This window comes from Amaricoccus sp. W119 (assembly GCF_047275745.1).
Classification (GTDB): domain Bacteria; phylum Pseudomonadota; class Alphaproteobacteria; order Rhodobacterales; family Rhodobacteraceae; genus Amaricoccus.
On the sequence record NZ_JBKQWU010000204.1, the window covers coordinates 1 to 807 of the forward strand.

Annotated in this window: 2 pseudogenes; both read right to left on the reverse strand. The window is 63.2% G+C overall.

The window, feature by feature from the left end:
* Window positions 1–105 precede the first annotated feature (105 nt).
* Window positions 106–270, reverse strand: a pseudogene (locus ACLJK8_RS22995) (IS110 family transposase); the annotation flags it as partial.
* 268 nt (window positions 271–538) lie between these two features.
* Window positions 539–730, reverse strand: a pseudogene (locus ACLJK8_RS23000) (DDE-type integrase/transposase/recombinase); the annotation flags it as partial.
* Window positions 731–807 lie beyond the last annotated feature (77 nt).

The following is an 807-nucleotide window of genomic DNA, read 5'->3' on the forward strand; positions in this document are numbered from 1 at the left end:
CCCCTGTCCCTCCTGCGTTCAATGCAGAAGGGAAATAGGTGGCCGGATTTTACTCCGCCCGCGGCCGGACTATCCCGCCGCTACCGTGGCCGGTTTTTGCACCGCCGCTCTCATCCATGCCAACATCAGCCGATAGCCTTGGCGGGTGGTCGCGAAGCAGCGCGTCGCGAGGACATGATCGCCGTCATCGACAACCGCCGCGACATGCAGGTCCTTGTGGGTATCGACACCGCCGATGATATGGCGGGCTGTCTCGAGTTTTCCGTCCATGCTCTTCGCCTTCCCGGTTGACCGACGTCGAACGGCTCATCCACGGCCGATGCATGGACAGGACAGTCAGGAGACCGGTGAGGTCAGGCCCTTCTCGGGTCACAGGCAATGGCCGAGGCGAAGCCTCACCGCACGGCGTTCCCAGGCGGCCGACAGGTCCAAGGAAAGACACGCTGGTCGGTCGGAGTTCGGGTCAGGCCACACCGGGCCGCTTTGCGGCGCCAGTCTACCAAGCGGCCGATCGCTGTTTGAGGCAAACCGCCCAGGAACTGACGACCATCTTTTGACTGTCCGAATTGAAGATCTCGGGCCTGCCGTGGCGGTCGAGCGCCTCTTCGAGCGCCTCGACGCAGAAGTCAGCGGAGAGCGTGATCGACAGCCGCCAGGCCAGGACCTTACGGCTGAACCAGTCGACCACGGCGGCCAAGTAGCAGAACCCGGTCCGGATCGCGACGTAGGTTCTTTAATTGATCTCCCGCGCTCGGTCAGTTTGTCGTTCCTGCCGGCCGCCTGCAAGGTTCTTTCCGAAGTCGTCCG